Source organism: Vogesella indigofera (assembly GCF_003633895.1).
In the GTDB taxonomy this organism is placed as follows: Bacteria; Pseudomonadota; Gammaproteobacteria; order Burkholderiales; family Chromobacteriaceae; genus Vogesella; species Vogesella indigofera.
Map to the genome: position 1 here is coordinate 167,265 of NZ_RBID01000016.1, position 18,144 is coordinate 185,408.

The 18,144-nt window shown below is 64.3% G+C and carries 16 protein-coding genes; 8 read left to right on the forward strand and 8 right to left on the reverse strand.

Annotated features, from left to right (window positions below):
- Window positions 1–198: 198 nt before the first annotated feature.
- From C8E02_RS12590 to C8E02_RS12600, 3 genes are all read right to left on the reverse strand, one after another.
- Window positions 199–987, reverse strand: coding sequence for an ABC transporter ATP-binding protein (locus C8E02_RS12590; RefSeq protein WP_047965980.1), 789 nt, complete (start codon window positions 985–987; stop codon window positions 199–201).
- On the reverse strand, window positions 984–2,966 hold the full coding sequence (locus C8E02_RS12595; protein WP_120811179.1) for an AMP-binding protein: 1,983 nt from the start codon (window positions 2,964–2,966) through the stop codon (window positions 984–986). Before C8E02_RS12595 ends, C8E02_RS12590 begins: the two co-directional genes overlap by 4 nt.
- A 304-nt stretch (window positions 2,967–3,270) precedes the next feature.
- Window positions 3,271–4,119, reverse strand: a complete 849-nt coding sequence (locus tag C8E02_RS12600; RefSeq protein WP_120811181.1) for a 3-hydroxybutyryl-CoA dehydrogenase — start codon at window positions 4,117–4,119, stop codon at window positions 3,271–3,273.
- Between the two features lie 211 nt (window positions 4,120–4,330).
- On the opposite strand from C8E02_RS12600, the gene C8E02_RS12605 reads away from it, so the two are divergent.
- The 3 genes from C8E02_RS12605 (at window position 4,331) to C8E02_RS12615 (ending at window position 7,187) form a co-directional block, all read left to right on the forward strand.
- Entirely contained in the window at window positions 4,331–4,738 is a 408-nt protein-coding gene (locus C8E02_RS12605; RefSeq protein WP_120811183.1) for a MerR family transcriptional regulator, read from the forward strand.
- Between the two features lie 108 nt (window positions 4,739–4,846).
- Window positions 4,847–6,034 carry an acetyl-CoA C-acyltransferase gene (locus tag C8E02_RS12610; RefSeq protein WP_342766779.1) on the forward strand — a complete coding sequence of 396 codons (1,188 nt, stop codon included), beginning with the start codon at window positions 4,847–4,849 and terminating at the stop codon, window positions 6,032–6,034.
- A gap of 10 nt (window positions 6,035–6,044) precedes the next feature.
- Window positions 6,045–7,187: an acyl-CoA dehydrogenase family protein gene (locus tag C8E02_RS12615; protein ID WP_120811185.1), complete on the forward strand. Its 1,143-nt coding sequence runs from the start codon at window positions 6,045–6,047 to the stop codon at window positions 7,185–7,187.
- A 108-nt stretch (window positions 7,188–7,295) separates the two neighbouring features.
- Here the strand turns inward: C8E02_RS12615 and C8E02_RS12620 are convergent, their stop codons facing one another.
- Complete coding sequence (locus C8E02_RS12620; protein WP_047966089.1) at window positions 7,296–7,772, reverse strand: winged helix-turn-helix transcriptional regulator; 477 nt, start codon at window positions 7,770–7,772, stop codon at window positions 7,296–7,298.
- Between the two features lie 193 nt (window positions 7,773–7,965).
- Here C8E02_RS12620 and C8E02_RS12625 point away from each other — a divergent pair, with 193 nt between their 5' ends.
- From C8E02_RS12625 to C8E02_RS12635, 3 genes are all read left to right on the forward strand, one after another.
- Entirely contained in the window at window positions 7,966–9,273 is a 1,308-nt protein-coding gene (locus tag C8E02_RS12625) for a D-amino acid dehydrogenase (protein WP_120811187.1), read from the forward strand.
- A gap of 8 nt (window positions 9,274–9,281) precedes the next feature.
- Window positions 9,282–10,352: an alanine racemase gene (alr, locus tag C8E02_RS12630; RefSeq protein ID WP_120811188.1), complete on the forward strand. Its 1,071-nt coding sequence runs from the start codon at window positions 9,282–9,284 to the stop codon at window positions 10,350–10,352.
- Window positions 10,353–10,531: 179 nt separating this feature from the next.
- A complete protein-coding gene (locus C8E02_RS12635) occupies window positions 10,532–11,719 on the forward strand; it encodes a GGDEF domain-containing protein (protein ID WP_047965987.1) in 1,188 nt (395 codons plus the stop codon).
- A 65-nt stretch (window positions 11,720–11,784) separates the two neighbouring features.
- Here C8E02_RS12635 and sbcB read toward each other — a convergent pair whose 3' ends face one another.
- Window positions 11,785–13,227, reverse strand: a complete 1,443-nt coding sequence (gene sbcB / locus C8E02_RS12640) for an exodeoxyribonuclease I (protein WP_120811190.1) — start codon at window positions 13,225–13,227, stop codon at window positions 11,785–11,787.
- Between the two features lie 171 nt (window positions 13,228–13,398).
- Between sbcB and C8E02_RS12645 the strand changes: the two genes are divergently transcribed.
- Entirely contained in the window at window positions 13,399–15,117 is a 1,719-nt protein-coding gene (locus tag C8E02_RS12645; protein ID WP_120811192.1) for a sensor domain-containing protein, read from the forward strand.
- A 111-nt stretch (window positions 15,118–15,228) separates the two neighbouring features.
- On the opposite strand, the gene C8E02_RS12650 is transcribed toward C8E02_RS12645, so the two are convergent.
- From C8E02_RS12650 to bfr (C8E02_RS12660), 3 genes are all read right to left on the reverse strand, one after another.
- Window positions 15,229–15,924, reverse strand: a complete 696-nt coding sequence (locus tag C8E02_RS12650; RefSeq protein WP_120811194.1) for a VC0807 family protein — start codon at window positions 15,922–15,924, stop codon at window positions 15,229–15,231.
- Window positions 15,925–16,142: 218 nt separating this feature from the next.
- Window positions 16,143–16,613, reverse strand: coding sequence for a bacterioferritin (bfr, locus tag C8E02_RS12655; protein ID WP_047965990.1), 471 nt, complete (start codon window positions 16,611–16,613; stop codon window positions 16,143–16,145).
- Between the two features lie 11 nt (window positions 16,614–16,624).
- Complete coding sequence (gene bfr, locus C8E02_RS12660; protein ID WP_120811196.1) at window positions 16,625–17,095, reverse strand: bacterioferritin; 471 nt, start codon at window positions 17,093–17,095, stop codon at window positions 16,625–16,627.
- Between the two features lie 352 nt (window positions 17,096–17,447).
- Between bfr (C8E02_RS12660) and C8E02_RS12665 the strand changes: the two genes are divergently transcribed.
- Window positions 17,448–17,993, forward strand: coding sequence for an NADPH-dependent FMN reductase (locus C8E02_RS12665; RefSeq protein ID WP_120811198.1), 546 nt, complete (start codon window positions 17,448–17,450; stop codon window positions 17,991–17,993).
- The last annotated feature ends 151 nt before the right edge of the window (window positions 17,994–18,144 follow it).

The window sequence follows — 18,144 nt, forward strand, 5'->3', positions numbered from 1 at the left end:
TCCTTGCCTGATATTGCGGCCAACGTTGGCCGCACGCGGCGTTAACGGGTACCTCGAAAAACCTGCTGCGCCAGCCGATTGCTGCGTTGCATCGTCCTCGCTCCCTCGCTGTACGCCTTGTACTAACTCGGTCGCTGCGGGCGCTGCGCCTTGCGCTCGACTGGCTCGCGACGGTTTTTCGAAGTGCCCTAACGGCGATTAGTGGGAGGTGCCGAGGTAGGCGGCGATCACGTCGGCATTGCCGCGGATCTCGTCCGGGGTGCCGTCGCCGATCTTCTTGCCGTAGTCGAGCACCACCACGCGGTCGGAGATGTCCATCACCACCCCCATGTCGTGCTCGATCAGCACGATGGTGGTGCCGAACTCGTCGTTGACGTCGAGGATGAAGCGGCACATGTCCTGCTTTTCCTCCACGTTCATGCCGGCCATCGGCTCGTCCAGCAGTAGCAGCGTCGGCTCGGCGGCCAGCGCCCGCGCCAGCTCGACGCGCTTTTGCAGGCCGTAGGGCAGGCGCCCGACCGGGGTCTTGCGGATGTGCTGGATTTCGAGGAAGTCGATGATCTTTTCCACCTGCTCGCGGTTGGCGATCTCCTCGCGCTGGGTGCGGCCCCAGTACAGCGCCTGCTGGATGAAGTTGGAACGCATCTTCAGGTTGCGGCCGGTCATGATGTTGTCCAGCACGCTCATGCCCTTGAACAGCGCGATGTTCTGGAAGGTGCGCGCGATGCCCTGGCGTGCCGCCTCGTGCGGCCGCATCTTGCTGCGGGCCTCGCCGCGGTAGATCACGCGGCCCTGCTGCGGGTGGTAGACGCCGTTGATCACGTTCAGCATCGAGCTCTTGCCGGCGCCGTTGGGGCCGATGATGGACAGCACTTCGTGCTCGCGCACTTCCAGGCTGATGTTGGTCAGCGCCTTCACGCCGCCGAAGGACAGCGAGATGGCTTCGGCTTGCAGGATGACGTCGCCGATTTTGCGGTGCGGGTTCATGCGGCCTCCTTGGCGGTGGCGGGGAAGGTCTTGGCGTCGCGGATTTTCACCGTAGCGCGGATGTTGCCGCTGCGGCCGTCCTCGAACTTCACCTGTGCGTCGATGGTGCAGTCGCGCGCGTCGCTGTTGAGAGCCGCGATCAGCGGCGCGTAGCGTTCGGCGATGAACTTGCGGCGTACCTTGCGGGTGCGGGTCAGCTCGCCGTCGTCGGCGTCCAGCTCCTTGTGCAGGATCAGGAAGCGCTTGATCTGGCTGCCGGCCAGCCGCGGGTCGGTGGCGAGGTCGGCGTTCATCTTCTCGATGCACTCGCGGATCAGCTCGTACACCGGCTCCTGGCCGGCGAGGTCGGTGTAGCCGGTGTAGGCGAGGCCGCGTTTTTCCGCCCAGTTGCCGACCGCGATCAGGTCGATGTTGATGAAGGCGGTGGCGTAGTCGCAGCCGTCGCCGAAGGCGACCACTTCCTTGATCTGCTGGAAGAATTTCAGCTTGTTTTCCAGGTATTTCGGCGCGAACAGGCTGCCGCAGTTCATGCGGCCAACGTCCTTGGCGCGGTCGATGATCTTGAGATGGCCGTCCTCGTCGAAGAAGCCGGCGTCGCCGCTGTGTACCCAGCCTTCGCTGTTGCGCGTCTCGGCGGTGGCGTCGTCGCGCTTCCAGTAGCTGTGGAAGGTGCCCGGGCCGCGGAACAGCACCTCGCCGCTGTCGGCGATCTTGACTTCCACCCCCGGCACCGGCACGCCGACGGTGTCGGGCTTGACCTTGTCGTTAGGGTGCACGCACACCATCACGTAGGCTTCGGTCTGGCCGTACAGCTGCTTGATGTTGACGCCGATGGCGCGGTAGAAGTCGAACAGCTCGGGGCCGATGGCCTCTCCGGCGGTGTAGGCGAGCTTGAGGCGGGTGAAGCCGAGCACGTTCTTCACCGGGCCGTAGACCAGCAGTTCGCCGAGCTTGTAGCCGATGCGGTCCCAGAAGCCGACCGGCTTGCCTTCCAGGATGGCGGTGCCGACGCGGCGGGCGTGATCCATGAAGTAGTGGAACATCCGGTACTTGAGGCGGCCGGCGTCCTCCATGCGGATCATCACCTGGGTCAGCAGGTTCTCGTACACGCGTGGCGGGGCGAAGTAGTAGGTCGGCCCGATCTCGCGCATGTCGGTCATCACCGTGTCGCTGGACTCGGGGCAGGACACGCAGAAACCGGTGACCATCGATTGTGCGTAGGAGAACAGGTTGTCGCCGACCCACGCCATCGGCAGGTAGGCCAGCACCTCCTCGTGCTCGGTGAGGCCCTCAAGGTTGGCCGCATTGCGCGCGGTGATGATCATGCTGTCATTGGTGTGCAGCACGCCCTTGGGGTGGCCGGTGGTACCGGAGGTGTACAGCATGATGGCCGGATCGCTGCCGCGGCCGAGGTCAACCATGTTCTGGAACAGCTGCGGGTGCTCGTCGTGCTGCACGCGGCCGGCGCCGAGGATTTCGGCGATGTCGTAGAGGCCGCTGTGCTGGTAGTGACGCAGGCCGCGCGCATCGTCGTAGACGATGGCCTGCAGTGTTGGCAGGCGGTCGCGAATTTCCAGCAGCTTGTCGACCTGTTCCTGGTCCTCGACCACCGCCATCGCCACTTCGGCATCGGACAGCACGAACACCATTTCCTCCGCCGCCGAGTCCTGGTACAGCGGCACCGGCACGCCGCCCAGACACTGCGCCGCCATGATCGCCATGTACAGGCGCGGGCGGTTGTCGCCGATCACGGCCAGACGGTCGCCGCGCTTGAAGCCTTTGCTGGCAAGGCCGAGGGCGAGGGCGCGCACTTCGGCCGCCACTTGCTGCCAGCTCCAGGTCTGCCAGATGCCGAGGTCTTTCTCACGCATTGCCGGGCGCGCGCCACGTTGCTGGGCATGCGCCAGCAGCAGCTTGGGGAACGTGTCTGCCGTGTGGCCATGCGCGATGGCGGGGCGGACAGTTTCAGGCTTGGCCATTCTCGTGTCTCCTCTTGTATTTTTGGGGCGGCAGCAGGCTGCCACGGGTGGTGCGTGGCCCGGGAACGGGCGGGGGTGATGCCGGGTAAAATCAGACAGGCTTGTGGCCAGTGGGAATGCGGAAGGCTTGTGGCCTTTGCGTTGACGTAAACGTTAACTTGGTGTGACTAAGCTAAAGCAAGCGCTCGGTTTTATGCAAAGGGTTTTTATGAAAGGCGGGTTTACTGCGTTGCGTCATGTTGTGCTTCCGTCACAGCGGTGGACGCCGCGTGACGGAAGTTGCTGATTTTGCAGTAGAAAATGCTCAGTAGGCGTAGAAGCCCTTGCCGGATTTGCGGCCGAGATGGCCGGCGGCGACCAGCTGCACCAGCAGCGGGCAGGTGCGGTATTTCGAGTCGCGGAACTCGCGGTGCAGGATGTCCATGATGGACAGGCAGGTGTCCAGCCCGATCAGGTCGGCCAGCGCCAGCGGGCCGATCGGGTGGTTCATGCCCAGCTTCATCACGGTGTCGATGTCCTCGGCGGTGGCCAGGTTTTCGTACAGCACGAAGGCGGCCTCGTTGATCATCGGCATCAGCACGCGGTTGGACACAAAGCCGGGGCCGTCCTTCACCGTCACCGGCGTCTTGCCCAGCTGCAGGCTCAGTGCGTGGATGGCGGCGTGGGTGGCGTCGTCGGTTTGTAGCGCGCGGATGATCTCCACCAGTTGCATCAGTGGCACCGGGTTCATGAAGTGCATGCCGATCACCCGTTGCGGCTGCGGCACCCAGGCGGCGATGGTGGTCAGCGAAATCGACGAGGTGTTGCTAGCGAGGATGGTGTCGGGGCCGACGATGCCGGCCAGTTCGCGGAAAATCTGTTCCTTGATGGTGGCGTTCTCGGTGGCGGCCTCGATCACTAGCTGGCAATCACCGAGTGTGGCAAGGCCGGTGCGGCCTTGGATGCGTGCCAGTACTTCGCCGGCGCCGGCTTCAGTCTGCACGCCTTTCTTCACCAGTCGCGCCAGGCTGCTGCCGATGCTGGCGAGGCCGCGTGCCACGGCGGCATCGCTGACGTCGGCCATCACCACGCTAAAGCCGGCCTGGGCAAAGACCTGGGCAATGCCGTTGCCCATGGTGCCGGCGCCGATAACGCCAATCTGCTTGAATTCCATCGCTGTTCTCCTGGTTGGGGTGCTCTAAAATTATTTCCAGTTTACGTTAACGTCAACTAAAGTGATAGCAAGGGCGCAGAATTGTGGCGCAGGCGGCGTGCTTTGTTGCCGGCGCAGGGCGTTGCCGGATGTCCGGCAGGGGCCGGCCGTATTACAATTGCGGGTGGCCGACAAGAGCCGATTATCTGGACAGTTAAGCAAGGGGGTTGCCGTGGTTGTCACTGCTGATCGTACATTCAGCATTTCCGAGTTGGCGCAGGAGTTCGATGTCACCACCCGGGCGATCCGATTTTACGAGGCCGAGGGCCTGCTGACGCCGGAGCGCAAGGGGCAGCGCCGCATCTATTCGCGGCGCGATCGGGTGCGGCTGATGCTGACGCTGCGCGGCAAGCGCATCGGGCTGTCTTTGCAGGAGATCCGCGAGTTGTTCGAGCTGTACGATGCGGCCAACACCGACGAGCCGCAGCTGATGAAATTCGTCGACATCCTGTCGCGGCGCGAGCGGCAGCTGTTGCAGCAGCTGGACGACATCCAGCTGGTGCTGAAGGAAATCGGCCAGCTGCGCGGCCAGTGCGAGCAGTGGATGGAAAAGCGCACCGGCGGGTTGCCCGATCTGTAGCCGGCGCAGGCCGGTTTTTGTGTTTGTGCCACAGCCGCTGCGATGCGGCTTGTTTTTTGTGGTTGGTTTACGTTAACGTAAACGTATATTTCACCGCAGAGGAACCGGATGATGCAGAACGATGCAATTGTGATTGTCGGAATGGCGCGCACCGCGATGGGCGGTTTTCAGGGCAGCCTGTCCGGCCACAGCGCCAGCGAGCTGGGTGCGGTGGCGATCCGGGCCGCGGTGGAGCGCGCCGGTGTGGCGCCGGAAGCGGTGGAAGAGGTGATCATGGGCTGCGTGCTGCCGGCCGGCCAGGGCCAGGCCCCGGCGCGGCAGGCGGCGATCAAGGGCGGCCTGTCGCTGGCGGCGGGTGCCACCACCATCAACAAGATGTGCGGCTCCGGCATGAAGGCACTGATGCTGGCGCACGACCTGCTCAAGGCGGGCAGTAACACGGTGATGGTGGCCGGCGGCATGGAAAGCATGAGCAACGCGCCGTACATCATCCCGAAAGCACGCGGCGGCCTGCGCCTGGGCCACGGCGAGCTGAAGGACCACATGTTCCTCGACGGCCTGGAAGACGCCTACGACAAGGGCAAGCTGATGGGCGTGTTCGCCGAGCTGTGCGCGGAAAAGTACGGCTTCAGCCGCGCGGCACAGGATGAATTCGCCATCGCCTCGCTGACCCGTGCCCAGCACGCGATCACCAGCGGTGCGTTCAGCAGCGAGATCGCGGCGGTGACCGTGCTTGGCCGCAAGGGCGAGGAAGTGGTGGCCGAGGACGAGCAGCCGCTGAAAGCCAATCTCGACAAGATCCCGACGCTGAAACCGGCGTTCAAGAAGGACGGCACGGTGACCCCGGCCAACGCCAGCTCCATTTCCGATGGCGCCGCCGCGCTGGTGCTGATGCGCGAGAGCGAAGCCGCCGCCCGCGGCCTGACGCCGCTGGCACGCATCATCGGCCACAGCACCCACGCCCACGAGCCGGCGTGGTTCTCCACCGCGCCGGTGGGTGCAATGCAGAAGCTGCTGGCCAAAACCGGCTGGACGGTGGACGACGTCGACCTGTTCGAGATCAACGAGGCGTTCGCGGTGGTGACCATGGCGGCGATGCACGATCTGGGCCTGCCGCACGCCAAGGTCAATGTCAACGGCGGCGCCTGCGCGCTGGGGCATCCGATCGGCGCCAGCGGTGCGCGTATCGTGGTGACGCTGATCGCGGCGCTGCAGGCGCGCGGGTTGAAGCGTGGCGTCGCCAGCCTGTGCATCGGCGGCGGCGAAGCCACCGCGCTGGCGCTGGAACTGGTGTAAGGGGCGGACCATGCTGCTGACGACAGAACAGGAACAGGTGGTCGATGCGGTGCGCGACTTCGTGCAGGGCGAAATCGCCCCGCACGCCGCCGCCTGGGACAAGGCGCACAGCTTTCCGCGCCAGGCACTGCAGGGCCTGGGCGAGCTGGGCTGCTTCGGCCTGACCGTGGCGCCGCAGTGGGAGGGCGCCGGTTTCGACTACGTGACCCTCGCCGCGGTGATCGAGGAGATTGCCGCCGGTGACGGCGCGCTGTCCACCATCATCTCGGTGATCAACTCGGTGGGCTGCGGCCCGATCGAGCGCTTCGGCAACGACTGGCAGAAGGACACCTTCCTGCGTCCGATCGCGCGCGGCGAGTGGATCTCGGCCTTCTGCCTCACCGAGCCGGATGCCGGCTCCGATGCCGCCGCGCTGCGCAGCCGCGCGCTGCGTGATGGCGACGACTACGTGATCAACGGCGTCAAGCAGTTCATCACCAACGGCAAGCATGCCGATGTCGCCATCGTGTTCGCGGTCACCGATCCGGCCGCCGGCAAGAAGGGCATCAGCGCCTTCCTGGTACCGACCACGGCCGCCGGCTACACCGTGGCCAAGGTGGAAGACAAAATGGGCCAGCATGCGTCCGACACCTGCCAGATCGTGTTCGACAACGTGCGCGTGCCGGCCAGTCATTTGCTGGGCAAGGAAGGCGAGGGCTACAGGATCGCGCTGGCCAATCTGGAATCCGGCCGCATCGGCATCGCCGCGCAGTGCCTGGGCATGGCGCGCGCGGCGCTGGAGTTTGCCACCCGCTACGCCACCGAGCGCCAGACGTTTGGCCAGGCCATCATCCGCCATCAGGCGGTCGGTTTCCGCCTGGCTGAAGCGGCGGCGCGGCTGGAAGCGGCGCGGCAGCTGGTGCGGCACGCGGCGGCGCTGAAGGATGCCGGCAAGCCGTGCCTGAAGGAGTCGAGCATGGCCAAGCTGGTGGCCTCCGAGATGGCCGAGGCGGTGTGCTCGGCGGCGATCCAGACGCTGGGTGGTTACGGTTACCTGTCCGACTACCCGCTGGAGCGCATCTACCGCGACGTGCGCGTGGCGCAGATCTATGAAGGGACTTCCGACGTGCAGAAGCTGGTGATCGCCCGCGCGCTGGAGGACGAAGTCCGCTGATTTTTTGAGTGGGTCGTTGTTAGGGTTGGCCGCAGCGCATGCTGCGGCCTTTTTTATGGCTCAGCCGCTTGCGGCCAACCTTGCGGCCGCCGCCGCGCGCCGCCGGGGTTAGGGCGTGATCGGCAGGATGCCGGTTTCCTTCACTTCTTCCATCACCACATAGCTGCGCGATTCGTTGGCCTGCGGCAGCTTCAGCAGGATGTCGCCGAGGATGTTGCGGTACATCGACATGTCCGGCAGCCGTACCTTCAGCAGGTAGTCGTACTCGCCGGATACCAGATGGCACTCCAGTACGTCCGGCAGCTTCTGCACTTCGCGGCGGAAGGCGTCGAAAATGTCGCCGGACTTGGCCGACAGCTTGATCTCGACAAATACCAGCAGGCTGGCTCCCAGCGCTTGCGGGTTCAGTTTCGCGTGATAGCCTTCAATGACCCCTTCGCGCTCCAGCCGGCGCACGCGCTCGGTGCACGGGGTGGTGGAGAGGCCGACTTTTTCCGCCAGCTCGGTCATGGCGATGCGGCCGTTTTCCTGCAGGTGCAACAGGATCTTGCGGTCGATGCGGTCCAGCTGGCGGGACAGGTTCAAATTGCTGCGCTGCGTTTTCACTAAATAACCACCGATTAACAGGTAAGTTGACTTCCGTTTAGCTGTAACTAAGTTGAAAAAACTGTCTTGCAATCAATATACTACGCAAATTCACTGAAAGTGCAAATGCGCTTTTGGATCCCGGAAAAACAGGCTCCGGCCTGATGAGACAGCATAACTGGCAGGAGAGATCATGAAAGTAATCGTGCTTGGCGGCGGCGTTATCGGTATTTCGACCGCATGGTATTTGGCAAAGGCAGGCGTGGAGGTGACGGTGATCGAGCGTCAGCCCGGCCCGGCGCTGGAAACCAGCTTTGCCAACGCCGGCCAGATCTCTCCGGGCTATGCCGCACCGTGGGCGGCGCCGGGCATCCCGATGAAGGCGGCCAAATGGCTGTTCCAGAAGCACGCGCCGCTGGCGATCCGCGTTGACGGCAGCACCTACCAGTGGGAGTGGATGGCGCGCATGTTCGCCAACTGCAACTATCAGGACTACAACATCAACAAGGGCCGCATGATGCGCCTGGCCGAGTACAGCCGCGACAAGATCCGCGAGCTTACGGCCGAGACCGGCCTCAACTTCGAAGGCCGCACCGGTGGCACGCTGCAGCTGTTCCGCAGCCAGCAGCAGGTGGACGCGATGGGCAAGGACATCGAGGTGCTGAAGGAGTGCGGTGTGGAGTACCAGGTGCTGGATGCCGACGGTTGCGCCCGCGTCGAGCCGGCGCTGAAAAAGACCAAGCACAAGCTGAAGGGCGGCCTGCGCCTGCCCAACGACGACACCGGTGATTGCCAGCTGTTCACCTCGCACCTGGCGGAGATGGCGGCGGCGATCGGCGTCAAGTTCCTGTGGGGCAAGAGCATCGAGGCCATCGAGCACTACGGTGACAAGGTCACCGCCGTGCGCGTCGACGGCGAGCGCCTGACCGCCGACCACTACGTGGTCGCCACTGGCAGCTACTCGCGCGAGATGGTGAAGGCGCTGGGCATCGACATCCCGGTGTACCCGGTGAAGGGCTACTCGCTGACGGTGCCGATCACCAACGCCAAGGGCGCACCGGTGTCCACCGTGCTGGACGAGACCTACAAGATCGCCATCACCCGCTTTGACGACCGCATCCGCGTCGGCGGTATGGCCGAACTGGCCGGCTTCGACCTGAGCCTGAACCCGAAACGTCGTGCCACGCTGGAAATGGTGGTCACCGACCTGTATCCAGACGGCGGCGACGTGTCGCGTGCCGAATTCTGGACCGGCCTGCGTCCGATGACGCCGGACGGCACGCCGATTATCGGCGGCACCCGCTTTGCCAACCTGTCGCTGAACACCGGCCACGGCACGCTGGGCTGGACCATGAGCGCCGGCTCCGGCAAGGTGCTGGCCGACCTGATCACCGGCACGCAGCCGGAAATCCTGATCGACGGCCTGTCGATGCAGCGTTACGCCAAAGGCGGCGAGACGCTGGTGGTGCCGATGGCACGCCCGCTTGCGGCCAACGTATAAGGATCATCATGCGTCCGTTGATTGCAAGCATCCGTCTCGATCATTTTCGTCACAATTACCTGCTGGCGCGCCAGCAGCACGGCGGCCGCGCGCTGGCGGTGGTGAAGGCCAATGCCTACGGCCACGGCGCGGTGCGCTGTGCGCAGGCGGTGGCCGATGTTGCCGACGGCTTTGCCGTGGCCTGCCTGGAAGAGGCGCTGCAGCTGCGTGCAGGCGGCATTAGCGGCCCGATCCTGCTGCTGGAAGGCGTGTTCGAGCCAGCCGAGCTGGCCGAGGTGCTGGCGCACGGGCTGTGGCTGGTGGTGCAGAACCGCGAGCAGCTGGACATGCTGCTGGCGACGCCGGCCGACAAGCCGTACCGCGTGTGGCTGAAGATGGATTCCGGCATGCACCGCGCCGGTTTCTTCCCCGCCGACTACGCCGCCGCCTATCAAAGGTTGGCGGCAAGCGGCAAGGCTGACGCCATCGTCAAGATGACGCACTTTGCCCGCGCCGACGAGCCCGGCTGCGACGCCACCGCCCTGCAGCTGGCCGCTTTCGATGCCGCCACCGCCGGCCTGCCCGGCGACAGCAGTGTCGCCAACTCCGCCGGCATCATGATCCACCCGCACGCGCACCGCGACTGGGGGCGCCCCGGCATCATGCTGTACGGCTCGACGCCGCTGCCGGACGGCCATGCGGCCAACGTTGGCCTCAAGCCGGTAATGCGGCTCGCCAGCCGCGTGTTCGGCGTGCGCGAGCTGGCCGCCGGCGAGCCGGTCGGCTACGGCGCCAGCTTTGTCACCACGCGACCGACCCGTGTCGGCCTGATCGCCGGCGGTTATGCCGACGGTTATCCGCGGCTGGCGTCCACCGGCAGCCCGGTGGCGGTCGACGGCCAGCTCAGCCGCATCATCGGCCGCGTGTCGATGGACATGATCACCATCGACCTGACCGACCTGCCGCAGGCCGGCATCGGCAGCGAGGTGGAATTGTGGGGCGAGCAGATCAGCGTCAATGCCGTGGCCGCCCATGCCGGCACCATCAGCTACGAGTTGCTGTGCAATGTGAAACGGGCACACTTGCAGTATCTGGACTGAGCGCGACCGGCCACGGTGGTTGCACTGAAAAATGCCCGGCTTCGTGCCGGGCATTTTTGCTGGCGACAATGTCGCGAAATGTAACGGAAATCTGGCGGCGGCTTGATATTTGGCAAACGAGTGCACCGCCTGTGTCATGATAATGGCTTCTCGACGTCTTCTGCCTGCTTGCGGAGCCCATGACCATTTTCCATTCCACGACCTGGGTCAAACTGCTGGGCTTGTTGCCCGGCGAGCTGAACCCGAACGAAGCCAGCTGGCTGGTGACGCCGCAGCATCACATGCCGCTGATGAGCAATCGTCGCGCGCAGATGATCCTGAACCGGGTGCGCCTGTTTGCCAGCCTGTTTGCGGTGCTGACCCCGCTGTGGATGTTCGTCGATCTGCTGGTGCTGCCCAATCCGCTGGCGTGGCAACTGGCGCTGCTGCGGCTGGGCGCCACCGGCTGTTTCGCCTTCATCGTCTACTGCTACCGGCCGGAGGTGACGCTGTTCAACGCCTGGCGCGGCATGGCGATGCTGTTTGCCATCCCCACGTTGTTCTACGTGGTGTCCTACGTGCTGCTGACGCACTACCAGCTCACCGGCGCCTCGGCCGCGGTCGGCACCGGTTACGCCTTCCTGCCGTTCATCCTGCTGGCCGGCTTCGCCATTTTCCCGCTGACGCTGCTGGAGAGCGTGATCTTTGCCGCGCCGATCCTGGTGGCGCACGTCACCGCCGGCTATTTCCAGTTCTCGGTGGTGGACTGGCCGTCGTTCTGGGGCGCGTTCTGGCTGCAGGGGCTGATCGCCGGCGTGGCGGCACTGGCCGGCGTCTGCCAGCTGGCGTTCATGATCGCGCTGGTGCAGCAGGCGGTGCGCGATCCGCTGACCGGTGCCTTTTCGCGCCGCAGTGGCGAGGAGGTGCTGGAGCTGCAGTTCATCCTGGCCAGCCGCAGCGGCAGCCCGTTCTCGGTGGCCTTCATCGACATCGACCATTTCAAGGCGATCAACGACCAGTTCGGCCACCAGCAGGGCGATGTCATGTTGAAGCAGTTTGCGCAGACGCTGACCCAGGGCCTGCGCAAGGGCGACGTGCTGGTACGCTGGGGCGGCGAGGAGTTCCTGCTGTTGCTGCCGAACATCGATTGCCGCCAGGCGATGCACGCCTTGCAGCGCCTGCGTCGCAACGGCTTCGGCCTGCGGCCGGACCAGACACCGCTGACCGCCAGCATCGGCGTCGCCGACATGCTGGAGGAGGGTTGCAACGACTGGCGCCAGCTGATCGAGATTGCCGACCAGCGCATGTACGCCGCCAAGCAGCAGGGCCGCAACCGCGTCATCGCCGGTAGCGAGCCGGTGGCTAGCCTGCAGCCGGCCCTGGCCTGAGTCGCCGGCTGTCACGACAACGCCCCCGCATGCGGGGGCGTTTGCTTTGGGGCCGCCGTATCAGATCAGGCCGGTGGCGGGAGCTGGGCGCCAAGCTGCTCGCCCCACTGTTGCAGTTGTTCCAGAATCAGCAGCTGCTGCGCATCGGCGCCATCACGCAGGGTGGCGATTTCCTGCTGGAAAGCGGCAAAGGTGCGCCCCGGCGGCGTACCCAGATGCAGCTTGCGCGCGCACCACTGCTGCCAGTGTTGACGTTCTTCCGCGCTGAGGCTGTCGGGGAAGTTGCGCGCGCGATAGCGGTACAGCAGGCGTTGCAGCTGCGGGTCGTCGAAGCTTTCGCGCGCCGCGGCCAGCGCCGGGGCCGACAGGCCGCGCAGGCGGTTGAGGGTGCGCCGGTCCTGGTTGGAGACAAAGCCGCCGTACAGGTTTTCATCGACATCCGGTGTCTCGCCCGGCTCGCGGCGGAACACCTCGCGCCACAGCGGCGCGAAATCGGGCAACGCCTGCGCGTGGGCGGCATGGCGCTGCACCGCCGCCATGTCGATGCCCAGCTGCTGCGCCCGTTCCGCGCGCAGCACGCGCAGATCGCTGATCACGAACGGCGACTTGTTGATGTGGATGCTCTTGATCGGCAGCCGGCTTTCCCCCTCCGCCAGTTCGCTGCTCTTGGTGAACAGCCGGCGGCGAACGTTGGCCGCATCCAGCGCCAGCAGTTCGCGCGGATCGTGCGCCAGATCCCAGACCAGCACCTCGTTCTTGTTGCTCGGGTGTTCCGCCAGCGGCCACACCAGCGCCAGATTGCCGCGCTCGCCACCGAACATGCCGGAGACGTGAATCAGCGGCACCGGCTGGTGCAGCTGCAGCTGGTGGCGCACCGCATCCTTTTGCCGCAGGCTGAGGCAGAACGCGAACAGCCGCGGCTGTTTGTCACGGATCAGCCGTGCCAGTGCGATGGTGGCGCGCACGTCGGACAGCGCATCGTGGGCGGCATCGTGGGCGAGGCCGTTGGCGGCGGTCAGGTGTTGCAGCTTGAAGCTGGGCAGGCCGTTGTCGTGGCGCGGCCAGTTGATGCCTTCCGGGCGCAGCGCGTAGGTGGCGCGTACCACGTCCAGCAGGTCCCAGCGGCCGCAGCGGTTTTGCCACTCGCGGGCGTAGGGGTCGATCAGGTTGCGCCAGAACAGGAAGCGAGTGACTTCGTCGTCGAAACGGATCGAGTTGTAGCCGACGCCGATGGTGCCGGGCTCAGCCAGCTCGCGTTCGATGGCGGCGGCAAACTGCTGCTCCGGTACTCCGAGCTCGGCACAGCGCTGTGGCGTGATGCCGGTGAGCAGGCAGGCTTCCGGCGCCGGCAGGTAGTCGCGGGCCGGCTGGCAGTACAGCATCACCGGCTCGCCGATTTCGTTGAGCTCGGCATCGGTGCGGATGCCGGCAAACTGCGCCGGGCGGTCGCTGCGCGGCACCGCGCCAAAGGTTTCGTAGTCGTGCCAGAAGAAGGTCGGGGCTGACATGCTGGTTCCGCATCCACTAAAAGCGTGATTGTCGCACTGCAGCTGTTTGCGGCCAACCTTGCGCCGCTCGGGCGCATGGCACTATGACGATTTCCCTCCTATTCTGAATGGCGGCTCATGCTGCTGTGCAGTCATGGCCCGCGTCGATCAACCCCGCGCTGTCGGTGACCTATGACGCAGATACCGGACAAGTTGGCCACGGCGGACATCCAGTTGCTGTTGTCGCGGCAGCAGGGGCTGCTGTGGCTGGTGCAACAGCTGCCGGACATGGCCTGGCTGAAGGATGCCACCGGGCGTTACCTGGCCTGCAATCGCCGCTTCGAGGCCTTTGCCGGCGTCAGCCGCCAGGCCATCATCGGCCAGAGCGATACCATGGTGCTGGGGCCGCAACAGGCGGCGGCACTGAGCCAGGCCGACATCGCCGCGCTGGCGGCGGAAGAGCCGTTGTCCAGCCAGCAGTGGCTGGTGTCCGCGGAAGACGGACAGCGGATCCTGCTGGAGATCGTGACCACGCCGCTGCAGGCCGAGGACGGCGTGTTCGGCGTGCTCGGCACCGCGCGCGACATTACCCGCCAATACCTCAGCGATCTGGCCTTGCGCGCCAGCCAGGACCGTTTCCGTGCCATTTTCGAAAATACCGACGCGCTGGCGATCCAGGGCTACGCGCCGGATGGCACCGTGCTGTACTGGAATCACGCCTCGGAAGCGTTGTACGGCTATAGCGCCGCCGAGGCGCTGGGGCGCACCCTGTTCGAGCTGATCATCCCGCCGCCGGCCAGGACGCACGTCGAGGCCGAGGTGGCGTGGATGTTCCGAGAGCGGCGCGGCGTGCCTGCCGCCCGCCTCGGGCTGCAGCACAAGGATGGCCATATCGTGCAGGTCTATTCCAGCCACGCGATGGTGGAGTCGCCGCAGAGCGGGCTGACTCTGTTCTGCCTCGATATCGACCTGACCGCGCTGGTCCGCGCCGAGGCGGCGTGGCGCGACAGCGAGCGGCGCTATCGTGTGCTGTTCGACGCGTCCGGCGACGGCATCTTCGTGCTGCACGGGCAGATCATCGTCGACTGCAACCAGGCGGCGGCGGAGATCTTTCACTGCGAGCAGGCCGACCTGACCGGGCTGTCGCTGGAGGCGCTGTCGCCGTTGCGGCAGGATGGCGGCGTGTCGTCGCGGCAATTGCTGGGCAGCTATCTGCATCCCGACAGCGATAGCCCGGCGCGCCGTTTCGAGTGGCGCCACCTGCGCCGCGACGGCAGCGAGTTCGACGCCGAATGGATCGTGACGGCGGTGGAAATTGCCGCAGTGCCGCATTGCCTGGTGTCGTTCCGCGATATCACCGAAAAGAAGAAATCGGCGCAGCTGATCTGGGAGCAGGCCAACTTTGACTCGCTGACCGGCTTGCCCAACCGTCACCGCTTTCTCGACCGTTTCGCGCTGGAGTTGCGCAAGAGCGAGCGCAGCAACGGCCAGCTCGCCCTGTTGTTCATCGACCTCGACCACTTCAAGGAGGTCAACGATACCTTGGGGCACCGCGCCGGCGACCTGCTGCTGAAAGAGGCGGCACTGCGGCTGCTGGGCTGCCTGCGCGAGACCGACACCGTGGCCCGCCTCGGCGGCGACGAGTTCACCATCGTGATCAGCGACATGGACTCGGAGCAGTCGCTGGAGCGGGTGACGCAGCAGGTGCTGCAAAGGTTGGCCGCACCGTTTTGCCTTGGTGACGAGCAGGTGTACGTGTCGGCCAGCATCGGCATCACGCTGTTTCCGCAGGACGGCGACAATATCGACGTGTTGCAGCGCAATGCCGACCAGGCGATGTACGCGGCGAAGAAGGCGGGGCGCAACGGCTACTGCTATTACGCGGCGATGCCCAGGGCCTCGCTGGCCTGATCCGTCGTGCGGCCGGCTCTGCCGCGGCAGATGGCAAAACGCCCGTCACAATCTGTGACGGGCGTTTTGTTGTCGGGTGCCGGCTGAGGCTTCAGCTCAGGTCAGGGCTGGTCAGGTCAAGTCCTGGCGCAGCGCCTCGGTAAAGCTGAGCCCGGCCAGCTCGCGCATGCCGCGCGAGATGTAGTACAGCACCGCCATCATCATCACCAGCGACGGGATGGCGATCATCGGGTAGCTCAGCAGTGTCATGCGCCCCAGCTCCTCGTTGAAGGCTTCGGTGCCGGACGGGCTGGTGACGATCCACTTCGCCAGCACGTAGTTCATCACCGAGGAAAAGAAGAAGGTGGCGCTGAGCAGGTAGGTCGCCTTTAGCAGGCGCGCCTCGAACTGGCGGGTGTTGCCGCGCTGTTCCAGGTGCTGCTGTACCTTGGCGACGTCGATCACCGCCGGGGTGTAGAGCACGGTCTTGATCAGCGGGTAGCGGGTGCGTGTCGAGGCCAGCACCGCGATGCCGATCAGGCCGGGAATGGCGGCTTCCTTCACCGCCAGCCACTGCGCATCCAGATGCAGCAGGCCGATACCGCCGGTGAGCAGAATGCTGACCAGGCCTAGGATGGCAATGAAGTTGGTCTTGCGGTTGCGCAGCAGGTCGTACAGCCCCCAGCCCAGCGGAAAGACCAAGGCCAAGAGCAGCGCATTGGCGGTGCCAAGGTACTGTTCCGCGCTGAGCTTCATCAGGATCAGCGAGGGAATCACGATGTTGATGATCAGCTCGAGGAACTGATTGTTTTTCTTTGCTGCGGCCATGGTCGTCCTGTGGCAATGGGCAAGCCTGCGACCGTTATCTGGCGCAGGGCTGGGTTTATTCGGCTACAAGGGAGTTAGAGCGCGTGCGGTGGCGATGGTTCGCGCGGCCGCCGGGCACGGTGGTGACATTCTAGCGGTTGTTGATGGCGCGGGCCAAAAAAACAGGCCCTGCCTGCCACCGTTGTCGGTGGCGGGCAGGGCCGTGTTGCGTCGTGCGATCAGCTGGCTTGCGATTGCAGGTAGTTGTTGATGCCCATGGCCTTGATCAGGCCCAGCTGCTGCTCCAGCCAGTGGGCGTGGTCGACTTCGGTGTCGTCCAGCAGCTTGGTCAGGATGCTGCGGGTGACGAAGTCGTGTTCCTTCTCTGCCAGCACGATGGCCTTTTTCAGGGCGGCGGCAACTTCGTATTCCGTTTCCAGATCGTTGGCCAGCATCGACGGCACGTCCTTGCCAATGCGCAGCTTGCCGCGCGGGGCGATGTCCGGCACGCCGTCGAGGAACAGGATGCGTTCGATCAGCATCTTGGCGTGGCTCATTTCCTCGTCGCGCTCGTGGTGCAGACGCTCGTACAGCTTGCTGTAGCCCCAGTTGCCGTACATTTCGCTGTGGATGAAGTACTGGTCAACCGAGGTCATTTCTGCGGTCAGCAGGGTGTTCAGGGCTTCGATGATTTTCTTGCTGCCTTGCATGGTGCCGCTCCTCAGTCTTCCATTTGCGATTGCAGGTAGTTGGCGAGGCCAACGTCCTTGATCAGGGTCTGCTGGGTTTCCAGCCAGTCCACGTATTCTTCTTCCGCTTCCAGCAGCTCGGTCAGCTCTTCGCGGGTAACGTAGTCTTCCGCTTTTTCGCTGAGGGTGATGCTCTTGCGCAGGTCGCCGATATGGCCGCTGACCAGGTCGATGTCACAGGCCAGCATTTCCTCGACATTCTCGCCGATCATCAGCTTGCCCAGTTGCTGCAGGTTGGGCAGGCCTTCCAGGAACAGGATGCGCTCGATCAGCTCGTCGGCGCGTTTCATCGCCTTGATCGACTGCTGGTAGAAATGCTTGTTGAGGCCGTTCAGTCCCCAGTTCTTGCACATGCGGGCGTGCAGGAAGAACTGGTTGATGGCGGTCAGTTCGTTGCACAGCACGGTGTTGAGCGCCTTGATTACGGCTTTGTCGCCTTGCATGGGAGGGACTCCTTCATCATAAATCGTATTGATATATTTTAATTCAATATCTGATAAGGGCAAGGTATTAATCGTCTTTGAAAACGGCGGATTATTTTCTGACGGATATTTCTTTTAATAATCAAGCCTTGCCGTGGTTATTTATTTTATGGGTTCAATTAACCATTTTACCGGTAGGTGCAAATCAACTGAAAATCAGTTTTATTTGACTATCGTTAATGGCAAGTGTTAATCCGTCAGGGGGCAGCAAGCGCCAGCATGGCAGCCGGTCATGACATGCAGAAGTCGCAATTTCATGGCGCGACGCCTATACCGGTAAAACCATGTCCAATTCTTGCCGGGGAGTGACCAGATGAGCCTCAATGTGCTTGCCGTTTGCGGCAGTTTGCGCCAGAAATCCACCAACAAGGGCCTGATGCGTTATGCAGTGGCCAACGCACCGCAGGGCATGCAGATCGTGGTCGCCGATCTGTCGGAGGTGCCGTTCTACAATGCCGACATCACGGTCAAGCCGGCGACGGTGGTGACGCTGTTGCAGCAGTTTGCCGCGGCCGATGCCTTGCTGCTGGTGTGCCCGGAGTACAACTACTCGATGGCGCCGGCGCTGAAAAACGCGCTGGACTGGGCATCGCGCGAGCCGGACAACGCGCTGCTCAGCGGCAAGCCGGCGGCGATCATGGGCGCGGCCGGCGGCATGGGCAGTTCGCGCGCGCAGCACCACCTGCGCCAGAGCGCCGTGTTCCTCAATCTGCATATCCTGAACCAGCCGGAGGTGTTCGCCAACGCGTTCAGCGCCTCCTTCGACGGCGACGGCAATCTGGTGGACGCCGCGATCCAGGAGAAGATCCGCAAACAGCTGGCGGCGTTGCAGGCCTGGCACCGGCAGCTGAAGGGTTGAGCCGGGCGACGGCCATAAGAGCCACTAACAAAACCTCGCAGCGCACCTGAGCCAAGGCGCGCCGACGCAGACAGTACAAGTCGTACGGCAAGGAGGCGCAACGCAGGATCAGGGATTTTGTTAGCGGCTCTAAAAGCAAAACACCCCGCCG

What these genes read in the sequence shown, in the direction of transcription:
- C8E02_RS12590 (WP_047965980.1), bottom strand. Translation starts at nt 987, where the DNA reads ATGAACCCGCACCGCAAAATCGGCGACGTCATCCTGCAAGCCGAAGCC.
- C8E02_RS12595 (WP_120811179.1), bottom strand. Translation starts at nt 2,966, where the DNA reads ATGGCCAAGCCTGAAACTGTCCGCCCCGCCATCGCGCATGGCCACACG.
- C8E02_RS12600 (WP_120811181.1), bottom strand. Translation starts at nt 4,119, where the DNA reads ATGGAATTCAAGCAGATTGGCGTTATCGGCGCCGGCACCATGGGCAAC.
- C8E02_RS12610 (WP_342766779.1), top strand. Translation starts at nt 4,847, where the DNA reads ATGATGCAGAACGATGCAATTGTGATTGTCGGAATGGCGCGCACCGCG.
- C8E02_RS12615 (WP_120811185.1), top strand. Translation starts at nt 6,045, where the DNA reads ATGCTGCTGACGACAGAACAGGAACAGGTGGTCGATGCGGTGCGCGAC.
- C8E02_RS12625 (WP_120811187.1), top strand. Translation starts at nt 7,966, where the DNA reads ATGAAAGTAATCGTGCTTGGCGGCGGCGTTATCGGTATTTCGACCGCA.
- alr (WP_120811188.1), top strand. Translation starts at nt 9,282, where the DNA reads ATGCGTCCGTTGATTGCAAGCATCCGTCTCGATCATTTTCGTCACAAT.
- C8E02_RS12635 (WP_047965987.1), top strand. Translation starts at nt 10,532, where the DNA reads ATGACCATTTTCCATTCCACGACCTGGGTCAAACTGCTGGGCTTGTTG.
- sbcB (WP_120811190.1), bottom strand. Translation starts at nt 13,227, where the DNA reads ATGTCAGCCCCGACCTTCTTCTGGCACGACTACGAAACCTTTGGCGCG.
- C8E02_RS12645 (WP_120811192.1), top strand. Translation starts at nt 13,399, where the DNA reads ATGACGCAGATACCGGACAAGTTGGCCACGGCGGACATCCAGTTGCTG.
- C8E02_RS12650 (WP_120811194.1), bottom strand. Translation starts at nt 15,924, where the DNA reads ATGGCCGCAGCAAAGAAAAACAATCAGTTCCTCGAGCTGATCATCAAC.
- bfr (WP_047965990.1), bottom strand. Translation starts at nt 16,613, where the DNA reads ATGCAAGGCAGCAAGAAAATCATCGAAGCCCTGAACACCCTGCTGACC.
- bfr (WP_120811196.1), bottom strand. Translation starts at nt 17,095, where the DNA reads ATGCAAGGCGACAAAGCCGTAATCAAGGCGCTCAACACCGTGCTGTGC.
- C8E02_RS12665 (WP_120811198.1), top strand. Translation starts at nt 17,448, where the DNA reads ATGAGCCTCAATGTGCTTGCCGTTTGCGGCAGTTTGCGCCAGAAATCC.